We start from the raw sequence: 19,167 nt of genomic DNA on the forward strand, positions 1-19,167 counted from the left end.
TCAGGCGACGCTGGCGCATCATCCAAGCCCGTACTTCTTGACCTTGTCAAACAAGGTCGTCTTGGCCATCCCCAGCTCCTGGCTGGCCTGGCTGAGGTTGCCCCCGGTGCGCTGCAAGGCATCGCTGAGCAGGTTGCGCTCGAACGCTTCGACCGCCTCTGCAAACCCAAGCCCCTGGCTGGCCCCCCCAGCGGGCCCCTTCTTGAAAGCGGGCAGGCCCAAGGCATAGCGCTCTGCCACATTGCGCAGTTCGCGTACGTTACCGGGCCAGTCGTGGGCCATCAGGCGCGACAGGGTCTGGCTGTCCAGCGCCGGTGCCTCGCGGTCGAAGCGCAGCGCCGATTGCAGCAGGAAGTGTTCGAACAGTTGCAGAATGTCCTCCCGGCGCTCGCGTAGCGGCGGCAGCTCCAGGGTGACCACGTTCAGGCGGTAATACAGGTCGCTGCGGAACTGACCGGCCTGTCCCAGCGCGTCGAGGTCGGACTTGGTGGCTGCAATGACCCGGCAATCCACCGCGATGCTTTGGTTCGAACCCAGGCGCTCCAAGGTGCGCTCCTGCAGCACGCGCAACAACTTGATCTGCAGGTTGATCGGCATGCTTTCCACTTCGTCCAGGAACAACGTGCCGCCATTGGCGTGTTCGATCTTGCCGATGCGGCGCTTGCCGGCGCCAGTGAATGCGTTGGCCTCGTGGCCGAAGATCTCGCTCTCGAACAGGTTTTCTGGCAGACCACCGCAATTGAGTGCCACGAATGGCTTGCCTTGGCGTCGGCTGAAATCATGCAGGCAACGGGCGACCAATTCCTTGCCGGTGCCCGTTTCGCCCTCGATCAACACATTGGCCGAGGTATCGGCGACATTGGCGATCAGTTCGCGCAGCTGCTCCATGGCTGGCGAGCGACCGATGATGCGGCCCTCCAGGCTACTCTGCTCGGCCAGCTGTCGACGCAGCGCCACCACTTCGCGGGACAGCCCGCGCTGCTCCAGCGCCCGACGCACCACATCGACCAGGCGCTCGGGCGAGAAGGGCTTTTCCATGAAGTCGTAAGCACCATTGCGCATGGCGCCGACCGCCATGTCGATGTCTCCGTGGCCGGTGATCAGTACGACCGGCAGGCTGCGATCGCGGGCCTTGAGGCGGTTGAGCAGTTCAAGGCCGTCGATGCCGGGCAGGCGGATATCGCTGACGACGATGCCGGCAAAATCATCGCCGATGCGCTCCAAGGCCTGTTCGGCACTGCCGACACCCTCACAGGCGATGTCCTCCAGGGCCAATGCCTGCTGGCAGCCGAGCAGCACATGCGGGTCGTCTTCGACGATCAGAACGGTAAGGGGCGCTGGGTTCATGGTTGTTCTGCCGTTTCGCTAGGGGGTGTGGCCAGGGGGAGGGCGAGGACGAAAGCGGTGCCGCCCGTGGCGGGATGCTCGACGTTGAGGCTGCCCTTGGCGGCGGCGGCAAGGCTCGCCGACAGGGTCAACCCCAGGCCCAGGCCATGCTCGCCCGGTTTGGTGGTGAAGAAAGGTTCGAACAGGTGCTTGCGGGTTTCGGCATCGATACCGTGGCCATTATCCCGCACGCGAAGGCGGTATTTTTCGCCGAAAAGCTCCCCTTCGAGCCAAAGCTCTGGCTGCGGCTGGCTGGCCATGGCATCGAGAGCGTTGCCGATCAGGTTGACCAGGATCTGTTCCAGGCGCGTCTGATCGATAGCCAGTTGATGGTCTTCGAAATGGTTGTGCAGCTGCAACTGGCAGCCGGCAATACGGTTGTGCAGCACTTGCAGGGATGCTTCTACGGCCTTGGCCAACGATGCCTGGCCGCTGTCGTCGCCGCGCCTGGCGAACGAGCGCAGGCTGGCGGTGATGCGGCCCATGCGGTCGATAAGTTCGTTCATGGTGCGCAGATTGGTGCTGGCGGTATCCAGCGCCCCGCGTTCGAGAAAACGCACCGTGTTGCCGGACAACGTACGCAGGGCCGCTAATGGTTGGTTCAGCTCATGGGCGATGCTAGTGGACATTTGCCCGATGGCGGCCAGCTTGCCGGCTTGCACCAGCTCATCCTGGGCATGGCGCAGGGTCTGTTCGGCATGCCGGCGTTCGCGGATCTGGCCCTTGAGCCGCTCGTTGCTGGCGCGCAGATCAGCGGTGCGTTCGGTAATCCGTCGTTCCAGCTGGCTGTTGGCTTCCTGCAGAGCTTCGCGCGCCGCCAGGCGCGTGGCAATCACCTTGCGCCGTTCGTTCCAAGCGATAGCAAGAATGGTCAGCAGGGCAAAGGCGACGCCGACCAGCACCCCTTGCACCATGGATTCGCGGCGCAGATCCTGCAATGGCGTGAGCAGGGTGAACTGCCAGGGCGTATCAGCCAGGCGGCGAGTCTGGGCCAGGTAGCTCACCTCATGGGGTTTGCCTTGGACGGTTTCAGCATTGGCCGGGAAGGTCAGTTTCTCCACGCCATCGGCCAGGGTTTCGCGCGCCAGGGGCTGCAGCTCGTTCAATGGCCACCAGTAGTATTGCAGGCTGCGCGCCAGCCGCTCTTTGGTCTGAGGGGAGAGCGGGCGCACCGACTTCAAGCGCCGCGCCGGGTCACTGGAAAGAATGATGATGCCATTCTCGTCGCTGACGAAGGCCTCCAGGCGCGCGCGTTGCCAACGCTCTTCCAGGGTATCCAGGCGTACTTTGATCACGGCTACGCCAATGATCTTGCCGTGCTCCTCAAGGCCATGGGCAAGGTAATAGCCAGCCTCGCCTGTGGTGCTGCCGATACCGTAGAAGCGGCCTGGCTCGCCGCGCACCGCATTCTGGAAATAGGCCCGGAACGACAAGTCTTCACCCAGGAACGAGTCGGCATCGCGCCAGTTGCTGCTGGCCTGGACCCGGCCGGTGGTATCGAGTACGAAGATCACCCGGCTGCGGCTGCGCCGGTTGAGGCCCTCGAGGTATTCGTTGACGGTCTGCCGGTTGGCGCCATCGGGGTCGGTGAGCAGTTGCGAGACGCTGTCTTCGAGCTCTAGCAAGCTTGGCAGGTACGTGTATTTGCTGATTTCACTCTCGACCGTGCGCGCGTGCAGTTCCAGGGCGCGTTCGCCGTTATCGATGAGGGTGCGTATGCCGTTGCTCTCGCTGATCATGAAACCGGCCATGCCCAGGCCGACCATCAGCAGAATGATCAGGGGGGGCAGCAGCAGTTGGCGAATCAGGCGGGATTTCACGGCGGGCTTGGCAGGCGAAAGAAGCGAGGGGTCGCATTTCATCACAGTGGCCCTGTCACGGCCAGCATCCGCTGCCGGGCGCGCCCGGGCAGCGGTGCTGTCGTTGCCGAATCAGTGTTGCAGGATCTTGCTGAGGAAGTGCTGAGTACGTTCGTGGCGGGCGGTTGGGTTGCCGAAGAAGTCTTCCTTCTGGCAGTCCTCGATGATGTGCCCCTTGTCCATGAAGATCACCCGGTTGGCCACCTTGCGAGCGAAGCCCATTTCGTGGGTCACGCACATCATGGTCATGCCTTCGTTAGCCAGTTCCACCATCACATCCAGCACTTCGTTGACCATCTCTGGGTCCAGCGCCGAGGTCGGTTCGTCGAACAGCATGACGATTGGGTCCATCGACAGTGCACGGGCGATCGCCACACGCTGCTGCTGGCCACCGGACAACTGGCCGGGGTGTTTCTTGGCATGGGCACTGAGGCCTACGCGCTCGAGCAGCGCCAGGCCCTTCTTGGTCGCTTCTGCTTCACTGCGGCCGAGCACCTTGCGCTGGGCGATGGTCAGGTTTTCGGTGATGGTCAGATGCGGGAACAGCTCGAAGTGCTGGAACACCATGCCGACCCGCGAGCGCAGCTTGGGCAGGTTGGTCTTGGAGTCGGCGATGGAGGTGCCGTCGACCACGATGTCACCCTTCTGGAACGGTTCCAGGGCGTTCACGCACTTGATGAGGGTCGACTTGCCCGAGCCCGATGGGCCGCAAACAACCACGACTTCACCTTTCTTGACCTCGGTGCTGCAGTCGGTCAGCACCTGGAAGTCGCCGTACCACTTGTTGACGTTCTTGATGGAAATCATACGGTGATCCTTTTTTGCAGGCGCTTGACCAGCCACGAAGCGGAGAAGCTGATGACGAAGTACACGACCCCAGCGAAGATCAGGAACTCATGGGAGCGCCCGATGATGTCGCCGTTGGAGCGTGCCGAGTTGAGGAAGTCCACCAGGCCCACGGTGTAGACCAAAGAGGTGTCCTGGAACAGGATGATGCTCTGCTGCAACAGCAGTGGGGTCATCTTGCGAAAGGCCTGGGGCAGGATGATCAGGCGCATGGTCTGGCCGTAGGTCATGCCCAGGGCCTGGGCGGCACCCATCTGCCCTTTGGAGATCGACTGCACGCCAGCACGGACGATTTCGCAGAAGTAAGCGGCCTCGAACATCATGAACGCCACCACGCAGGACGTGAAGGCACCTACCGGGGTGTCCTGCCCGGTGATCCAGCGCAGTACGAACGGCACCGCCAGATAGAACCAGGTAATGACCAGCAGCAGTGGGATCGAGCGGAAGTAGTTGACGTAGGCGCCTGCCAGGCGTGACAGCAGCTTGCTCGATGACAGGCGCATCAGTGCCAGGATGGTGCCCAGCACGATGCCGCCAATGACGCCCATGACCATCAGTTGTAGCGTCATGACCATGCCATCCCACAAAGCAGGCAGGGCCGGGATGATTTCGCTGAAGTCCATTTCCATTTACTTGCCCCCCACGGAGATCAGGCCAGGCACGGCAACTTTCTTCTCGACCAGGCGCATCAGCAGCATCAAGCCCATGTTCAGGGTGAAGTAGATAAGGGTGGCCAGGGTGAAGGCCTCGAACAGGTTGGCCGAAAATTCGGCGGTCTGCTTGGTCTGCGCCAGCAGCTCCATCAGGCCGATCAGCGAGGCTACCGAAGAGTTCTTGAACACGTTCAGGAATTCGGAGGTGAGCGGCGGGATGATGATCCGGAACGCCTGTGGCAGCAGCACATTGGTGTAGATCTGTGGCAGGCTGAAGCCCATGGCGCGGGCTGCGGATTCCTGGCCACGGGGCAGGGCCTGAATGCCGGTGCGCACCTGCTCGCAAACTCGAGCGGCGGTGAACAAGCCAAGGCAGATGACCACACTGATCAGTGCCGAGGTGGTCGGGTTGAGGTCTTGCTTGAACCACTCCTGCAGGCCTTCCGGTAGCAGGTCCGGTACCAGGAAGTACCAGATGAACAGCTGCACCAGCAGCGGCACATTGCGGAACAGTTCCACATAAGCGGTGGCAATACCCGAGACCAGGCGGTTTGGCACGGTGCGCATCACGCCCAGTACCGAGCCCAGCAGCAATGCGATGATCCAGGCGGAGATGGCGATGGCGATGGTCCAGCCTAGGCCGGTGATGTACCAGTCCAGATAGGTTTCGCTGCCCACGCCGGTGGACTTGAAGAACACGCCCCAGTCCCAGTTGTAATTCATCGGGATTTCCCCTCAGACGATTGTTTCACGGGCACCTTCGAGCATCCGAGGGCGGTGGGCGCCCTCGGATGAAAGGTTAGTCACTATTGCGCAGCCTGCAGAGTTGAAACCTGTGCTTGCGCACCAGGCCACGCGCTGAGGATCAGGACTTCTTCTCGTCCGCAGCTTTATCGGTAGGCTCGGCGATCAGTTTTTTCAGTTCGTCGCTCATCGGGAACTGCAGGTTCAGGCCTTTTGGCGGAATTGGCTGCTGGAACCACTTGTCGTAGCTCTTGTTGACTTCGCCCGACTTGAAGTAGGCAATGATGGCGTCATCGACAGCTTTCTTGAACGCTGGGTCATCCTTGCGCACCATGCAGCCGTAGATTTCATACGACTGGGGAGTACCGGTGATAACCCAGTCCGACGGCTTGCGAGCCTTGGCCATTTCACCGGCGAGCAGGGCGTCGTCCATCATGAAGGCCACGGCGCGGCCGCTTTCGAGCATGTTGAAGGCTTCACCGTGGTCCTTGGCGGAGATCACGTTCATCTTCATTTGCTTGTCGGCATTCATCGCTTTGAGAATGCGCTCGGAGGTAGTACCCGCGGTGGTCACCACGTTCTTCTCTTTCAGGTCCCCAAAGTCTTTGTAAGCAGGCTGACCGTCCTTGACCTTGGTCAACAGGCGGGTACCGACCTCGAAGATACCGACCGAGAAGCCGACTTGCTGCTGACGTTCGACGTTATTGGTGGTGGAGCCGCACTCCAGGTCGACGGTGCCGTTCTGCACCAGCGGGATGCGGGTCTGGGAGGTGACCAGGTTGTACTTGACCTTGATGTCGGTGCCCAGTTGCTTTTTCAGGGCATCGACGACGGCCAGTTGGATGTCATGGGAATAACCCACAGGCTCGGGCTTGCCGGCCAGGTAGGAAAACGGGATGGAGGAGTCGCGGTGGCCCAGTGTAATGGTGCCCGAATCCTTGATCTTCTTCAGGGTGCCGGTCAGCTCATCGGCCATGGCCGGCGAAGCGATCACAGCGGCCGCGATGGCGGCGCCCAGCAATTGACGAACGATACGCATCAAATTTTCCTCGACGTGTTTGTTTTTTTTATGGAGCCGTTGGCGGACTCTTTCGTTCAACGAATACAACATCAAGCGTGTGCATTCGGCTCCAAGTATAGAGCATGAGTCGTGCCAAGCTCTGGCGTCGATCATAACCCCTTGAATATTCGGCGTCTGGCCGTTTTAACAGGGCATCAACCTAACATAGCGAGTTCGGCAATCCGAACGACATGCCTGTTGCTGTTCGGTTATCCGTATGAAGTGTTCCGGCTTCATCTGCGCCAGCATTAATTAGGCCCAGACGCAGCTCTCAGGCAGGTTGAGTACGCATTCACTTTCCCAGGAACCGCGCCCATGCCTGACTCTCTGATGACTCCTGACTCTGTCGACGCATTGATTGGCCAGCAATTGCCTAAGTGGCTCAAAGGTGTCGATGAAGACCTGCTCCAGGGCTTTCATCAAGCTTTGCGCAATCAACAGGCTGCAGCACAAGCAGTGAAAAACCGGCTTGAGGGCATCCCGAGCCTGGAAGTATTCGCCGCTGCGCGACTGGAGCAAGCGCTGCACGCACAGGGCCTTTCAACGGTGGACGTGCGTGGCAGCAACGTACATGTGCAGGAGGATGTAGAGCTTCCAAGTGTGTCTCCTCGCCTATTCACGCCTGTGCAGACGATACGCTCCAGGCAATCCTTACTGGCGGCTGCTTTGCACAACTTTCATGAGTCTGAAACGCATCCGGCATTGAATCGAAAAGCTCATTTAAGAGACTTAGACGGTAACAAATTACCCCTGAGTTTCGAGGCGTTCGCGCGCTGTTGCCGTAAGTTGGACCTGGGCGGGGAATATCAAGCGGTGCTGCGCAAGCACCTGTTTCCCAAAAGCCGTCCCCCAGCGCCCTCGGACTACGCCCATAAAGCCGTGCAGCAAGTGCTTGAGGAAAACCTTCGCACGCAGATGGAGGTCGCTGTGCGAATGGCCAGGATCAAAGGCGAGTTGCTCGACGAGGATTATCTGCGTCTGTTGCCGGTGGTAGCGGGCGCCCCGCGGGGCCCGGCAGTCCAGGGCCTTGCTACACCCCGCCAGTTATTTCTGCTTGGCAAGCGCCTGTGCGGCGTGGTGACGCTGGAGATGCGCCACAGCGCGCAAGGGCCGCTGGATGGGATTATTGTTTGGGTGCCTCAGGATCCGTATTTACCTCTGGCACGCTATAACTCCTGGGAGGCGCTGTACAGGGCATTTGCCAAACGCCTGCGTTCAGCGTTCTATCGATCCTTCTTTGGGCGTTTTATCAGCGAGCGTGACCGCCCGGCATTCATCTCCACATTACTGCCGTTGATCGAGGCCAGCAGTGCTCAGGTGCCCGCTGAGCTCGACGGTCGCAACTTCGCCGTGGATTCAGCACTGTTCGTCCACTTGCGCACCTTGCAAGTCGACAAGCTACTCGACGATGCAAGAGTCCTAGCAGTACCCACGGACGATGAAACCCAGCTCGAACGTGACCAGCGCATCCAGGCTGCGTTGGGCGCGGGGCTGGAGATGCTTAACCTGGCGGCCCTGTTCATTCCTGTGCTGGGCCAGGTGATGTTTGCAGTGGCCGCACTGGGGGTTGCCAGCGAGGTATACAAAGGTTACGAAGACTGGCAATTGGGCGACCGTCAGGGGGCACTGCAGCATCTTTTCAATGTTGCGCAGGGCCTGGCGACTGGCGCTGCTCTGGGCGCAGCTCAGGCGGGTATCGGGCGCTTGCTGCCGCGCGTTCCGTTCGTTGATGGGTTGACGCCTGTGCATGAGGGCGATGGCCGGATGAGGCTGGCCCATGCGCCTGAAACGGCTCATTACCTGGACGGTAACGGCCCGCTGCTGCGTCAGTTTGGCGGAAACTTCGCCACTGTGCCTGATGCCATGGCCGATGCGTTGCTTCGAGTCATCGGGCTGACACCTGAACAGTTGCGCCAACTGCACCTTGAGTCGGCGCCAGTTCCGGCGCGATTGAACGATGCCTTTGATCGCTGGCTGCTTCACGAGCGATCCCCCCAGCTGCGCGGGAGCGCATTCGATCGGGATCTCACTACTCAACAGGGTGAAGCGTCGCCCGCCGCTGGCATGCTCCTCAGGTCGTTCCCGGGGCTGTCGGTACGGTCGGCAGAAGAAGTACTGGCCAACGCTAGCGGGACGCAGCTCAAAGCGCTGCTCGACAGTGGCCGGGTGCCTTTAGCGATGGCCGAGCACGCGCGCTGGATGCTGCATGACAGCCGCTTAGACCGTGCCTTTATAGGTTTCGAGCATGAATCCGGGGTCAATGCCGACACCCAGCGCCTGGCTATTGGCATGATCGATGAGTTGGCCCCATGGCCGGCAGCCAGGCGTATCGAGCTTCGCTTAGGCGAGGTGTCGGGCCGGCTCATCGCGTCGCGCGGGCATCCTCAAGCCACTGAGGTGCTGACCGTGATTCAGACCGCTCAAGGTTACCGGCTGCTAGGGGCGCCCGAGCCCTCGATCGAACAGCGGCTATGGGCGTGCCTGCTGCAGACGCTGGATGCTGCCCAAAAAGGCCTTATCGGCGACAACCAGCCGCTGAGTGCCGAAACCCTTGCTGAAAAACTGGCTGTGCAGGCCGCCAGCGATCGGCGCAAGGCTGCGCAATTGTTAGGTATGCAGCCCATCGGCGGTCGCTGGCGGCCACCGCGGCGCTTAGCCAATGGGCGGGTCGGCTACCCCTTGAGCGGACGCGCAGAAAGCAGCCGGCAAGCGCTGCGGCGCGGTATCCATGGCGTCTTTCCTACGCTGAGCGAGGCCCTGTTGGACGACTACCTCGAAGGCCTCGTGGTACACCATATCGGTCTGTGGGAGCACCTTGGCCAGCTTCAGCAACATCTGGCCAACCTGCGCGCGGCGCTTGAGGCTTGGCAGCGTCAACGCGAGAGTTTTCTCGACGGGGTCCGCCGGCGACGTGTCGTCACCCAGATTCGGCGCGCTTGGAGGCGCAAGTCTGTCGGGGCCTCCGATGACGATTACATCCTGCACATCGAGGGCGAACGGGTAGGCAGCCTACCTGTTCTTCCAGCCGGCATCGATTTTGGACACATCAGGCAATTGACGTTGCGGGACATGGACCTTGCGCACATCGACGAAGATTTTTTGCGCCGTTTCAGTGGCTTGCGCGAGCTTAGGCTGCAAGATAATCGGCTCACCAGCCTGCCTGCCGGGCTCGAGCGCCTGACCTCGTTAAGAACCCTTAACCTGGCAGGCAATCGACTGACCTTGGATGCGTCTGGGGTCAGTCGCCTGGCCATGCTCTCAATGCTACGCGAACTGGATCTGAGCGCAAATCCCTTGGGGAACGTGCCCGATCTTTCCCGTCTGCAGCACGTGCGGGTGCTTTCACTCCGAGCGACAGGGCTGCAAACAATACCCAGTGCACGCGAATTACCCTGGCGTGGCCTGACCGATCTTCGGGAAAACCAGATTCGCCAGGTGACGGGTCATGTGGCCAGCCTGCAAGCGCGGTTACATCGTCTAGCACTGCATGACAACCCTTTGGAGCCGGTGAGCGAATCGTTGCTCGAGAGCCTGAGCGAGCAAACCCCGACAGCGTCACGGCGTGGGTCATATCAACATGCTGATGCCGATTCGAAATGTCTGAATCAGTGGCTAGGAGAGGGCTCCCAATCGGCTCGGCTGCATCGAACCGATGTCTGGGAGCGCTTGCAGCAAGAGCCACAATCGACGGACCTGTTTCGTTTCCTGGCTGACTTTGCGGCCTCAGATGATTTTCGGCGCCACCCGCGTTACTACCGGGCAAGAGTATGGCGGGTACTCGAGTTGTGCGCCGAAAACACTGATGTTCGGGAAGCAATTTTCTGGCAAGCCGCTGGCCCCCGCAGCTGTGAGGATCAATTGCTATTTCTGCTGAGTCAGATTGAGATCCGGGGAATAATCGCGCTGAGTGGGGCAGGGGAGGGGCGAGCACAGGATGAAGCGACTTTGTTGCGTTTAGGTCGCTCGTTATACCGCCTGGACCAAATAGACCGCATCGCCGCCAGGCATATCCAGTTTGTGGAGCAAAATCCCTATGCCCTGGTAGACGATGTAGAGGTTTACCTGGCTTATCGGATCAATTTGGCCGGCAGGCTCGACTTGCCAGGGCAACCTCTGAACATGCACTACGCGGACTACAGCGGCCTGACTGGCGCAGACATCCTCAGGGCAGGAACAGAAGTTCTCGAGGGTGAAAACATCGAGGTGCTCAGTGCTTCACTGGCGGAGCGGGAGTTTTGGCAAAGCTATGTCCGTAACCGTTACCCTGAGCGTTTCGAAGCACTGGCCGCGCCTTACCATGAGCGGCTGGCGGCCTATGAAAGCGAAGCCGATTCCACCGGTGAGCAGGTTTATTTGACCCGCGCCGATGAGCTGATGCGCCGACTCAACGCCGATGAGCGTGCGCTTTACCTGGAGCTGGCACGCGATGCCTACGGGCGCGAAGCCTGAGAAATGGGCGACCCTTGAGGTCGCCCATTGTGCTTCAGGCTGCGTGACTGCGAGCAGCGCCTTGCGCCAGGTAGGCCGCCAAAGCGCGCTGTTCGTCTTCATTGGTGAACAAACCAAGCTTGGTCCGCCGCCACAGGATATCGTCGGCGCTGACCGCCCACTCCTCGCTGCGCAGGTAGTCGACTTCCCGCGTGAACAGCCCTGCGCCAATCGCCTGGCCCAGGTCGTCGGGGCCATTTACGCCCTCGAGCAACTGCCACACACGGCTACCGTAGGTCTGCGCCCAACGCTTGGCGATCTCGACCGGCACCCAGCCGTTGCGTGCCTGCAGTTCATCCACCAGCCCCTGCACGCTGGCCATGCCCTCGCCACCTGGCAGCGGCGCGGTGGCGGTCCAGCTGCCGCGCATCTGGCTGAAGAACGGTTTGAGCTCGGCCATGGCCGACTCGGCGAGCTTGCGATAGGTTGTCAGCTTGCCGCCGAACACCGAAAGCAGAGGCGCCTGGCCGTCACCGGCGGACAGCGCCAGGGTGTAGTCCCTTGTGACTGCCGAAGGATTATCGGATTCGTCGTTGCACAGCGGGCGTACACCGGAATAGGTGTGCAGGATGTCGCTACGGCTTAGCTGATGATTGAAATGGGCGTTCACTACCTTAAGGATGTAATCGGTCTCTTGCTCGGTGATCGCTACCTTGGCCGGATCCCCGCTGTATTCGCGATCGGTAGTACCAATCAAGGTGAAGCGGTCCAGGTAGGGGATACAGAAGACGATGCGCTGGTCCTCGTTCTGCAAAATGTAGGCATGTTCGCCTTCATAAAGCCGCGGCACGATGACATGGCTGCCCTGGATCAAACGGATGCCATATGGCGCATCGAGCTTAAGATCGTCCTTGATGAAGCTGGCAACCCACGGGCCGGCCGCATTGACCAGGGCACGGGCGCGTATGGTTTGCAGGCTGCCATCGGCGTGCTGCAGCTCCACCTGCCATAAACCATTCACGCGCTCTGCACGCAGGCAGCGGGTATGGGTAAGAATGTGCGCACCGTGTTCGCGGGCGGCCATGGCGTTGAGGACTACCAGGCGGGCATCATCCACAGCGCAATCGGCGTATTCGAAGCCGCGGGTGATCGCCGGCTTCAGTGGGTAGCCAGGGCCGAAGCGCAGGCTGCGCGAGGCACCAAGACGCTTGCGCTTGCCCAAGTTGTCGTACAGAAACAGGCCGGCACGGATCATCCATGCAGGGCGCAGATGAGGGCGATGGGGCAGCACGAAGCGCATCGGTTTGACGATATGCGGGGCTTTGGCCAGCAGCACTTCACGTTCGGCCAGCGCTTCGCGCACCAGGCGGAATTCGTAATGCTCAAGGTAGCGCAGGCCACCATGGATGAGTTTGCTACTGGCCGACGATGTATGTTGGGCCAGGTCATCCTTTTCGCACAGCATGACTTTCAGGCCGCGACCTGCGGCGTCGGCAGCGATGCCCACACCATTGATGCCACCGCCAATCACGGCGAGGTCGTAGCAGTCGGCAAGTGATGGCTGGGACGAAACGGGCTGGGACACGGCAAGGCCTCCTGAGGCTGTTCATATCGAATATGAACATATATGTTCGTTTCCGAAAATGCTAGCGCAAAAGGATGACCGTCGCCAGTCAGTCTCTATAGAAAAAACTGATCAGATGACAAGCAAATGAACATTTACGAAAATTTCAGGGGGCGGTGTGAGTGAGCACATCAGTGGGATCGAGCATCACCCGTGCAGCGCCCGATCCCATTGACGGCAGGCAGATTCAAGGCAAGCACATGCCAGCCTTCAAACCACCTCTAGCCGGATCTTATTCTGGTTCAACAGCTGTGCGAGCCCCGGCGCGGGCGTCTGGTCGGTCACCAGGCAATCGACCAGGCTGATCGAACCCAACCGTACCATGGCGTTGCGCCCGAACTTGCTTGAGTCGGCAGCCAGAATCACCTGGCGAGCATTGGCAATGATGGCCTGCGATACCCGCACTTCCTGGTAATCGAAATCGAGCAGGCTGCCGTCTTCATCGATGCCGCTGATACCAACCAAGGCAAAATCCACCTTGAACTGGTTGATGAAATCCACGCTGGCCTGGCCGACCACGCCGCCATCTCGGCGTACCGTGCCGCCAGCTACCAACACTTCGAAGTCATCCTTGGCGGCGAGAATGGCAGCAACGTGCAGGTTATTGGTGATGACCTTCAAGTGGTTGTGGTTGAGCAGCGCCCTGGCAATCGATTCGGTCGTTGTACCAATATTGATGAACAGCGAAGCATGGTCGGGAATCTGCTTGGCCACGGCCTCGGCGATGCGCTGTTTTTCGTCGCGCATCTGATCGGCGCGCATGGCATAGGCGGTGTTCTCGATGCTGGAATCGTAAGCGGCACCGCCGTGGTAGCGACGCAGCAGATTGAGCTCGGCCAGCTGATTGATATCGCGCCTGATGGTTTGCGGGGTGACGACGAACAACTGCGCCATTTCTTCGATACTGACATACCCGCGGTCGCGTACCAGTTCGAGGATTTGTTGTTGGCGTGGGGGCAGATTCATGGGCGGTCCTTTGGGGCTGCCGGACAAATTCTGCAATGATGCCGTAGGATGGGGACTACGACCAGTAGGCAACGGGGCCGCAGCGCGGCCCCTGATGCATCACGCCTCGTGATCTTCCCAATCACGCGTGCGATCAACGGCTTTCCTCCAGCCGGCATACAGCTTCTCTTTCTGCGCCTCGTCCAGCTGTGGGCTGAATTCGCGCTCGATGATCGCCTTGTCACGCAATTCATCCAAGCCACTCCAGAAACCACAAGCCAGACCGGCCAGGTAGGCCGCGCCCAGTGCGGTGGTTTCGCGCATTTTCGGGCGCTCCACGCAGGTGCCGAGGATATCGGCCTGGAACTGCATCAGGAAGTTGTTGGCCACAGCGCCACCATCCACGCGCAGCTCGGACAAGCGTGCACCGCAATCCTGCTGCATGGCATCGAGCACATCGCGGGTCTGGTAGGCGATCGACTCGAGGGCCGCGCGGATAATGTGGTCGACCTTCACACCACGGGTGAGCCCAAATAGCGCGCCGCGTGCATAGGGGTCCCAATACGGGGCGCCCAGGCCGGTGAACGCCGGTACCAGATAGACGCCGTTGCTGTCCTTGACCTTACTGGCGAAGTACTCGGTGTCCAGTGCGTCATTGACGATTTTCAGCTCGTCGCGCAGCCACTGCACGGTGGAGCCACCGTTGAACACGGCGCCTTCCAGGGCGTACGCCACCTCGCCGCGTGGGCCGCAGGCGATGGTGGTGAGCAGGCCGTGGGAGGACTTCACAGCCTTGTCGCCGGTATTCATCAGCAGGAAGCAGCCGGTGCCATAGGTGTTCTTGGCCTGGCCGGGCTCTACGCACATCTGGCCAAACAGCGCCGACTGCTGGTCGCCGGCAATACCGGCAATGGCAATGCCGCTCTTGGTATGACCGTACACTTCGGAAGACGGGCGCACCTGCGGCAGCATCTGACGGGGAATGCCGAGGATCTCGAGCAGCTTGTCATCCCACTGCAAGGTGTGGATGTTGAACATCAGGGTGCGCGAGGCGTTGGTGTAGTCGGTGACATGCACCTTGCCGCCGGAAAACTTCCAGATCAGCCAGGTATCGACGGTGCCGAACAGCAGTTCGCCGCGCTCGGCGCGTTCACGCACCCCTTCGACGTTGTCGAGTATCCACTTCAGCTTGGTGCCGGAAAAGTACGGATCGGTCACCAGCCCGGTGGCTTCGCGGATGTATTGCTCATGCCCATCGCGTTTGAGCTGGGCGCAGATCTCGGTGCTGCGCCGGCATTGCCATACGATGGCGTTGTAAACCGGGCGCCCGGTTTCTTTGTCCCACACCACGGTGGTTTCGCGTTGATTGGTGATACCCAGCGCGGCGACTTGGGCATGACTGATACCGGCCTGTGCCAGGGCTTCGACCATCGTCGCGCTCTGGGTTGCGAAAATTTCCATCGGGTCATGTTCGACCCAGCCGGCCTGTGGATAGTGCTGGGCGAATTCGCGCTGCGAGGTGCCGACCACATTGGCATCGCGGTCGAAGATGATGGCTCGCGAGCTGGTGGTGCCCTGGTCCAGGGCGATGATGTAGTTCTTATCCTGGGTGTCTGTCATGGTCGTAGGCCTTGCATAAAGAGGAGTTCAGGGCGCTTGCATCAGTTGGCTTGAGTATCGCCCTGGCGATTGTCGGTTGTCTCGCCACTTGGGCTTGGCACCATTGGCAGGTTGCGGGCGATAAGGCCGCGATAGGACGCGGCACCCAGGCAAGCCCCGACGATCGGTGCGAACACCGGGATCAGAAAGTACGGAATGTCCCGGCCGCCAGTGAAGGCGATTTCACCCCAGCCGGCCAGGAAGGTCATCAATTTTGGCCCGAAATCCCGGGCTGGGTTCATCGCGAAGCCGGTCAAAGGGCCCATGGCGCTGCCAATCACTGCAATCAGCAGCCCGATCAGCAGCGGTGCCATCGGCCCCCGTGGCAGGCCGTTGTTGTCATCGGTCAGAGCCATGATCACCGCCATGAGGATTGCGGTGATAACCACTTCGACTAGAAATGCCTGGCCGGTGGAGAGTGCTGGGTGTGGGTAGGTCGAGAAAACCGAGGCCAGCTCCAGGCTCTGGGCGCTGCCGCGCAACATGCTGTGGGCTTGTTCGTAATCGAAGAACAGGTTGCTGTACAGGGTATAGACCAGCGCTGCGCCGCAAAAGGCGCCGCATACCTGGGCAAGGGCGTAAAACGGGAGTTTGCGCTTGTCGAAGCCGGCGAAAAGCGTGAGCGCAATGCTCACTGCCGGGTTCAGGTGCGCACCGGAAATACCAGCCGTGAAATAGATCGCCATGCTGACACCGACGCCCCAGATGATGCTGATTTCCCACAGCCCGAAGCTGGCGCCGGCGACCTTGAGTGCGGCGACGCATCCGGTACCGAAGAAGATCAACAAGGCGGTGCCGAGGAACTCGGCCAGGCATTGGCTGGACAGTGTGGGTTCGCGTAGAGCAGTCGTCATGTGTGACCTCGTTGTTTTTGTTGTGAGGCGCTAAGCGCTCGACAGCAAAGCCTGATGCCTATCCCCATTGACTTCAGGCAGATGTACATAAGCGCACCTTAAAAGGGCACCCTTTATTCAGAAACGAAAAAATATAGACAAGAAACGCTGATGTCAAAGGTCGAAAGTGAACGGTCAGTCACGTTTTGATCGCATATTTAAAGGCTGATCCCTGATTTAGAGAGGTGCGTCAGCCATTAGCTAGCTGGAGTGTAGGAATTGCCCTAAAGTAGCCGCGACCTGTCCCAGACTGGAGCACCGCATGACCCCTGCACTCGATTTGCTGAAGAAAGTTCGCGCCGAACACCGCGTGCACAGCTATGAACACGACCCCAAGTCGGCGTCATATGGCCTTGAGGCAGCAGAGAAGCTCGGTCTGGATGCGCAACAGGTGTTCAAGACCTTGCTGGCGAGCAGCGAAAAAGGTGAGTTGTTGGTTGCGGTGGTGCCGGTGATCGGAACCCTCGATCTGAAGGCCCTAGCCCATGCGGCCGGCGTCAAGAAATGCGAAATGGCCGACCCGGCGGCAGCGCAGCGGGCGACGGGGTATCTAGTGGGTGGCATAAGCCCGCTCGGGCAGAAGAAGCGCCTGCGCACGTTCATTGATGAATCGGCGCAAAACTTTACAACCATTCACGTCAGCGCCGGGCGTCGTGGCTTGGAGGTCGAACTGGCAGCGGCTGTGCTGGCCCAACATACCCAGGGCGCGTTCGCTGCAATCGGCAAGGGGTAGGTGCATCGGGGCCGCAACGCGGCCCTTCATACCGGTGTCAGTTCGTGGAACTGTAGCGGCGTACGCCATTTTCCTGACGAGACAACTGCGCCGAGACGCTGCCGGGTACCGCAAACAACACCAGATGCTCCGCCTTGACCGCGATCCCTACCTGTTCACCGACCTGATGGTCGATATGGCTTGGAAAGATCGCTTCGAGTTGGCTGCCAGTTGGCAACTGCAAGCGGTACAGTGTCGATGCACCCAGAAAACTCTTGCCGACGATGTTCGCCTGAAGTGCGCTGCCAGGTGCAGGAACGATGTCGTCCGGGCGCAGCAATACATCCACCGAACTGCCCGGCGCCATTGTGTAAGCGCGGTTGCCACGCAGCTCGCCCAGTTCGGTGTTGACCGCTTCATGGCTGCTCATCTGGCCACGGATGAAGTAGCCCTGGCCGACGAAGCTGGCCACGAACGGCGTCTGAGGTTCGTGGTATAGGTTGTAGGGGGTATCCCACTGCTCCAGTCGACCTTCCTTGAATACGCCCACGTGGTCGCTCACGGCAAACGCTTCTTCCTGGTCATGGGTCACCAGTATCGCGCTGGTGCCGCGGCTCTTGAGAATATCGCGCACCTCGTGACTCAGGCGCCGGCGTAGCTCGACGTCAAGGTTGGAGAACGGTTCGTCGAGCAGCAGCAGTTGTGGTTCGGGTGCCAGGGCCCTGGCCAAAGCGACGCGCTGTTGTTGACCGCCCGACAGCTCGTGGGGGTAGCGGCCGCCGAGACCGCCCAGCTTGACCAGTTCGAGCATCTCGTCGATCACCTGCGCCTGCTTCGGGTGCTTGGCGATGCCGAAGGCGATGTTCTGCGCGACGGTCAGGTGCGGGAACAGTGCGTAATCCTGAAACACCATGCCGATCCGGCGCTTTTCCGGTGCCAGCGTGAAGCCTGCACGGGAAATCACCTCACCTGCCAGCTGGATCTCGCCTTCATGCACCGGCTCGAAGCCGGCGATGGCGCGTAGGGTGGTGGTCTTGCCGCAACCGGAGGAACCCAGCAGGCAACCGATGTCGCCTGCGTTCAGGTGCAGATTGAGGTTCTGGACGATGCGCTGCTCGCCGTAACCGCAGGCGAGGTTGCGCAGGTTGAGCAATAGGGGTTGACTCATGCGTGGTGGTAAGCCGGTTCTACAAGGAATTCGAGAAGGGCCTTTTGTGCATGCAAGCGGTTTTCAGCCTGATCCCACGCGACCGAACGAGGGTCGTCTAGCAGATCATGGCTGATTTCCTCGCCACGGTGGGCGGGCAGGCAGTGCATGAACAGGGCGTCGGGTGCCGCCAGGTCGAGCAGTGCGCGGGTGACCTGGTAAGGCGCGAAATGCGCCAGGCGCCGTGCAGTTTCCTCCTCCTGGCCCATGGAAGTCCAGACATCCGTGGTCACCAGATGCGCACCTTGCACAGCTTGCCGCGGATCACGGACGACCTGCACACGGTCACCGCCCAGGGCCACGAAGCGCGGGTCAGGGTCGTAACCTTCGGGGCAGGCGATGCGCAACTGGAAATCGAACTGCTTGGCCGCTTCTATGTAGGAGTTGCACATATTGAAGCCGTCACCGATCCACGCCACGGTTTTGCCCTGGATCGAGCCGCGATGTTCGAGGAACGTCTGCATATCTGCCAGCAATTGGCACGGGTGAGACTCATCAGACAAAGCGTTGATCACAGGTACCCGGGACTTGGCGGCGAATTCGGTCAGGGTGCTATGGGCGTGGGTGCGGATCATCACGGCATCGAGCATGCTCGATAGCACGATGGCGCTGTCACCGATCGGCTCGCCACGGCCCAATTGAGTGTCACGGGGCGAAAGGAAGATCGCCTGGCCACCCAGTTGGATCATGCCGGCCTCGAAGGATACGCGAGTACGGGTCGAGGATTTCTCGAAGATCATGCCCAGAACGCGATTCTTCAGGGGCTCGAACAGCACGCCGCGTTTGCGCAGGTCCTTCAGCTCGATGCCTCGGCGGATCACACCGAGCAATTCGTCGGTGGTGAAATCCAGCAGGGAGAGAAAGTGCCTAGCGCTCATGATTGACTACCTTATTTGCAACAGTATGCAGGTCGACCGTGCAGTTTTTTTTAACAACGGGGGATGACCTGCGGCGTAAGCCGCACGGGGCGGACAAAATTGGGAAAGGCGCAATACTATAATTAAATGTCGCCTGAAACCAAGAGGGGAAACAGCAGCTCCATCTAAAGGATGTTGCAAGGGTTGTCGTAACCCTTTGGCCTGTGCTGTTTTTTATTTGCTACAGCAGTTTGTACACGGCTTGCTGGCGATTTGGCAAATGCCTGTCGCGAA

Annotated in this window: 14 protein-coding genes; 2 read left to right on the forward strand and 12 right to left on the reverse strand. The window is 60.2% G+C overall.

From position 1 onward, the window contains the following. Window positions 1-18: 18 nt before the first annotated feature. The 6 genes from aauR to HU725_RS05105 form a co-directional block, all read right to left on the reverse strand. The gene (gene aauR / locus HU725_RS05080) at window positions 19-1,347 is read right to left on the reverse strand and encodes a two-component response regulator AauR (protein WP_186477583.1); all 1,329 of its coding nucleotides are present in this window, start codon (window positions 1,345-1,347) and stop codon (window positions 19-21) included. Beyond that, a complete protein-coding gene (gene aauS / locus HU725_RS05085) occupies window positions 1,344-3,248 on the reverse strand; it encodes a two-component sensor histidine kinase AauS (RefSeq protein ID WP_186477584.1) in 1,905 nt (634 codons plus the stop codon). Before aauS ends, aauR begins: the two co-directional genes overlap by 4 nt. A gap of 69 nt (window positions 3,249-3,317) precedes the next feature. Continuing rightward, on the reverse strand, window positions 3,318-4,052 hold the full coding sequence (locus tag HU725_RS05090; RefSeq protein ID WP_060477857.1) for an amino acid ABC transporter ATP-binding protein: 735 nt from the start codon (window positions 4,050-4,052) through the stop codon (window positions 3,318-3,320). Beyond that, window positions 4,049-4,720, reverse strand: coding sequence for an amino acid ABC transporter permease (locus HU725_RS05095; RefSeq protein WP_060477856.1), 672 nt, complete (start codon window positions 4,718-4,720; stop codon window positions 4,049-4,051). Before HU725_RS05095 ends, HU725_RS05090 begins: the two co-directional genes overlap by 4 nt. Next, on the reverse strand, window positions 4,721-5,467 hold the full coding sequence (locus HU725_RS05100; protein ID WP_060477855.1) for an amino acid ABC transporter permease: 747 nt from the start codon (window positions 5,465-5,467) through the stop codon (window positions 4,721-4,723). It lies immediately after the preceding gene. A gap of 142 nt (window positions 5,468-5,609) precedes the next feature. Beyond that, window positions 5,610-6,527, reverse strand: a complete 918-nt coding sequence (locus tag HU725_RS05105; protein ID WP_186477585.1) for a glutamate/aspartate ABC transporter substrate-binding protein — start codon at window positions 6,525-6,527, stop codon at window positions 5,610-5,612. Window positions 6,528-6,863: 336 nt separating this feature from the next. Between HU725_RS05105 and HU725_RS05110 the strand changes: the two genes are divergently transcribed. Continuing rightward, on the forward strand, window positions 6,864-10,997 hold the full coding sequence (locus tag HU725_RS05110) for an NEL-type E3 ubiquitin ligase domain-containing protein (protein ID WP_186477586.1): 4,134 nt from the start codon (window positions 6,864-6,866) through the stop codon (window positions 10,995-10,997). Between the two features lie 34 nt (window positions 10,998-11,031). Here the strand turns inward: HU725_RS05110 and glpD are convergent, their stop codons facing one another. From glpD to HU725_RS05130, 4 genes are all read right to left on the reverse strand, one after another. Next, window positions 11,032-12,561 carry a glycerol-3-phosphate dehydrogenase gene (gene glpD / locus HU725_RS05115; protein WP_186477587.1) on the reverse strand — a complete coding sequence of 510 codons (1,530 nt, stop codon included), beginning with the start codon at window positions 12,559-12,561 and terminating at the stop codon, window positions 11,032-11,034. A 249-nt stretch (window positions 12,562-12,810) separates the two neighbouring features. Continuing rightward, window positions 12,811-13,566 (reverse strand): DNA-binding transcriptional repressor GlpR, encoded by a 756-nt coding sequence (gene glpR / locus HU725_RS05120; protein ID WP_060477851.1) that lies wholly within the window; start codon window positions 13,564-13,566, stop codon window positions 12,811-12,813. Between the two features lie 99 nt (window positions 13,567-13,665). After that, complete coding sequence (gene glpK, locus HU725_RS05125) at window positions 13,666-15,165, reverse strand: glycerol kinase GlpK (RefSeq protein WP_060477850.1); 1,500 nt, start codon at window positions 15,163-15,165, stop codon at window positions 13,666-13,668. A gap of 41 nt (window positions 15,166-15,206) precedes the next feature. After that, complete coding sequence (locus HU725_RS05130; protein ID WP_186477588.1) at window positions 15,207-16,058, reverse strand: MIP/aquaporin family protein; 852 nt, start codon at window positions 16,056-16,058, stop codon at window positions 15,207-15,209. 301 nt (window positions 16,059-16,359) lie between these two features. Here HU725_RS05130 and ybaK point away from each other — a divergent pair, with 301 nt between their 5' ends. After that, window positions 16,360-16,830, forward strand: a complete 471-nt coding sequence (gene ybaK / locus HU725_RS05135; protein ID WP_186477589.1) for a Cys-tRNA(Pro) deacylase — start codon at window positions 16,360-16,362, stop codon at window positions 16,828-16,830. Window positions 16,831-16,867: 37 nt separating this feature from the next. On the opposite strand, the gene HU725_RS05140 is transcribed toward ybaK, so the two are convergent. Both HU725_RS05140 and argF read right to left on the reverse strand, forming a co-directional pair. Next, window positions 16,868-17,977, reverse strand: coding sequence for an ABC transporter ATP-binding protein (locus HU725_RS05140; RefSeq protein WP_060477847.1), 1,110 nt, complete (start codon window positions 17,975-17,977; stop codon window positions 16,868-16,870). Next, a complete protein-coding gene (gene argF, locus HU725_RS05145; protein WP_060477846.1) occupies window positions 17,974-18,894 on the reverse strand; it encodes an ornithine carbamoyltransferase in 921 nt (306 codons plus the stop codon). Before argF ends, HU725_RS05140 begins: the two co-directional genes overlap by 4 nt. Between the last annotated feature and the right edge of the window lie 273 nt (window positions 18,895-19,167).

It is taken from the genome of Pseudomonas promysalinigenes, assembly GCF_014269025.2.
Lineage (GTDB): Bacteria > Pseudomonadota > Gammaproteobacteria > Pseudomonadales > Pseudomonadaceae > Aquipseudomonas > Aquipseudomonas promysalinigenes.

Bases quoted from the DNA above. Each gene is read 5' to 3' on its own strand.
- aauR (WP_186477583.1), bottom strand. From the start codon at position 1,347: ATGAACCCAGCGCCCCTTACCGTTCTGATCGTCGAAGACGACCCGCAT.
- aauS (WP_186477584.1), bottom strand. From the start codon at position 3,248: ATGAAATGCGACCCCTCGCTTCTTTCGCCTGCCAAGCCCGCCGTGAAA.
- HU725_RS05090 (WP_060477857.1), bottom strand. From the start codon at position 4,052: ATGATTTCCATCAAGAACGTCAACAAGTGGTACGGCGACTTCCAGGTG.
- HU725_RS05095 (WP_060477856.1), bottom strand. From the start codon at position 4,720: ATGGAAATGGACTTCAGCGAAATCATCCCGGCCCTGCCTGCTTTGTGG.
- HU725_RS05100 (WP_060477855.1), bottom strand. From the start codon at position 5,467: ATGAATTACAACTGGGACTGGGGCGTGTTCTTCAAGTCCACCGGCGTG.
- HU725_RS05105 (WP_186477585.1), bottom strand. From the start codon at position 6,527: ATGCGTATCGTTCGTCAATTGCTGGGCGCCGCCATCGCGGCCGCTGTG.
- HU725_RS05110 (WP_186477586.1), top strand. From the start codon at position 6,864: ATGCCTGACTCTCTGATGACTCCTGACTCTGTCGACGCATTGATTGGC.
- glpR (WP_060477851.1), bottom strand. From the start codon at position 13,566: ATGAATCTGCCCCCACGCCAACAACAAATCCTCGAACTGGTACGCGAC.
- glpK (WP_060477850.1), bottom strand. From the start codon at position 15,165: ATGACAGACACCCAGGATAAGAACTACATCATCGCCCTGGACCAGGGC.
- HU725_RS05130 (WP_186477588.1), bottom strand. From the start codon at position 16,058: ATGACGACTGCTCTACGCGAACCCACACTGTCCAGCCAATGCCTGGCC.
- ybaK (WP_186477589.1), top strand. From the start codon at position 16,360: ATGACCCCTGCACTCGATTTGCTGAAGAAAGTTCGCGCCGAACACCGC.
- HU725_RS05140 (WP_060477847.1), bottom strand. From the start codon at position 17,977: ATGAGTCAACCCCTATTGCTCAACCTGCGCAACCTCGCCTGCGGTTAC.
- argF (WP_060477846.1), bottom strand. From the start codon at position 18,894: ATGAGCGCTAGGCACTTTCTCTCCCTGCTGGATTTCACCACCGACGAA.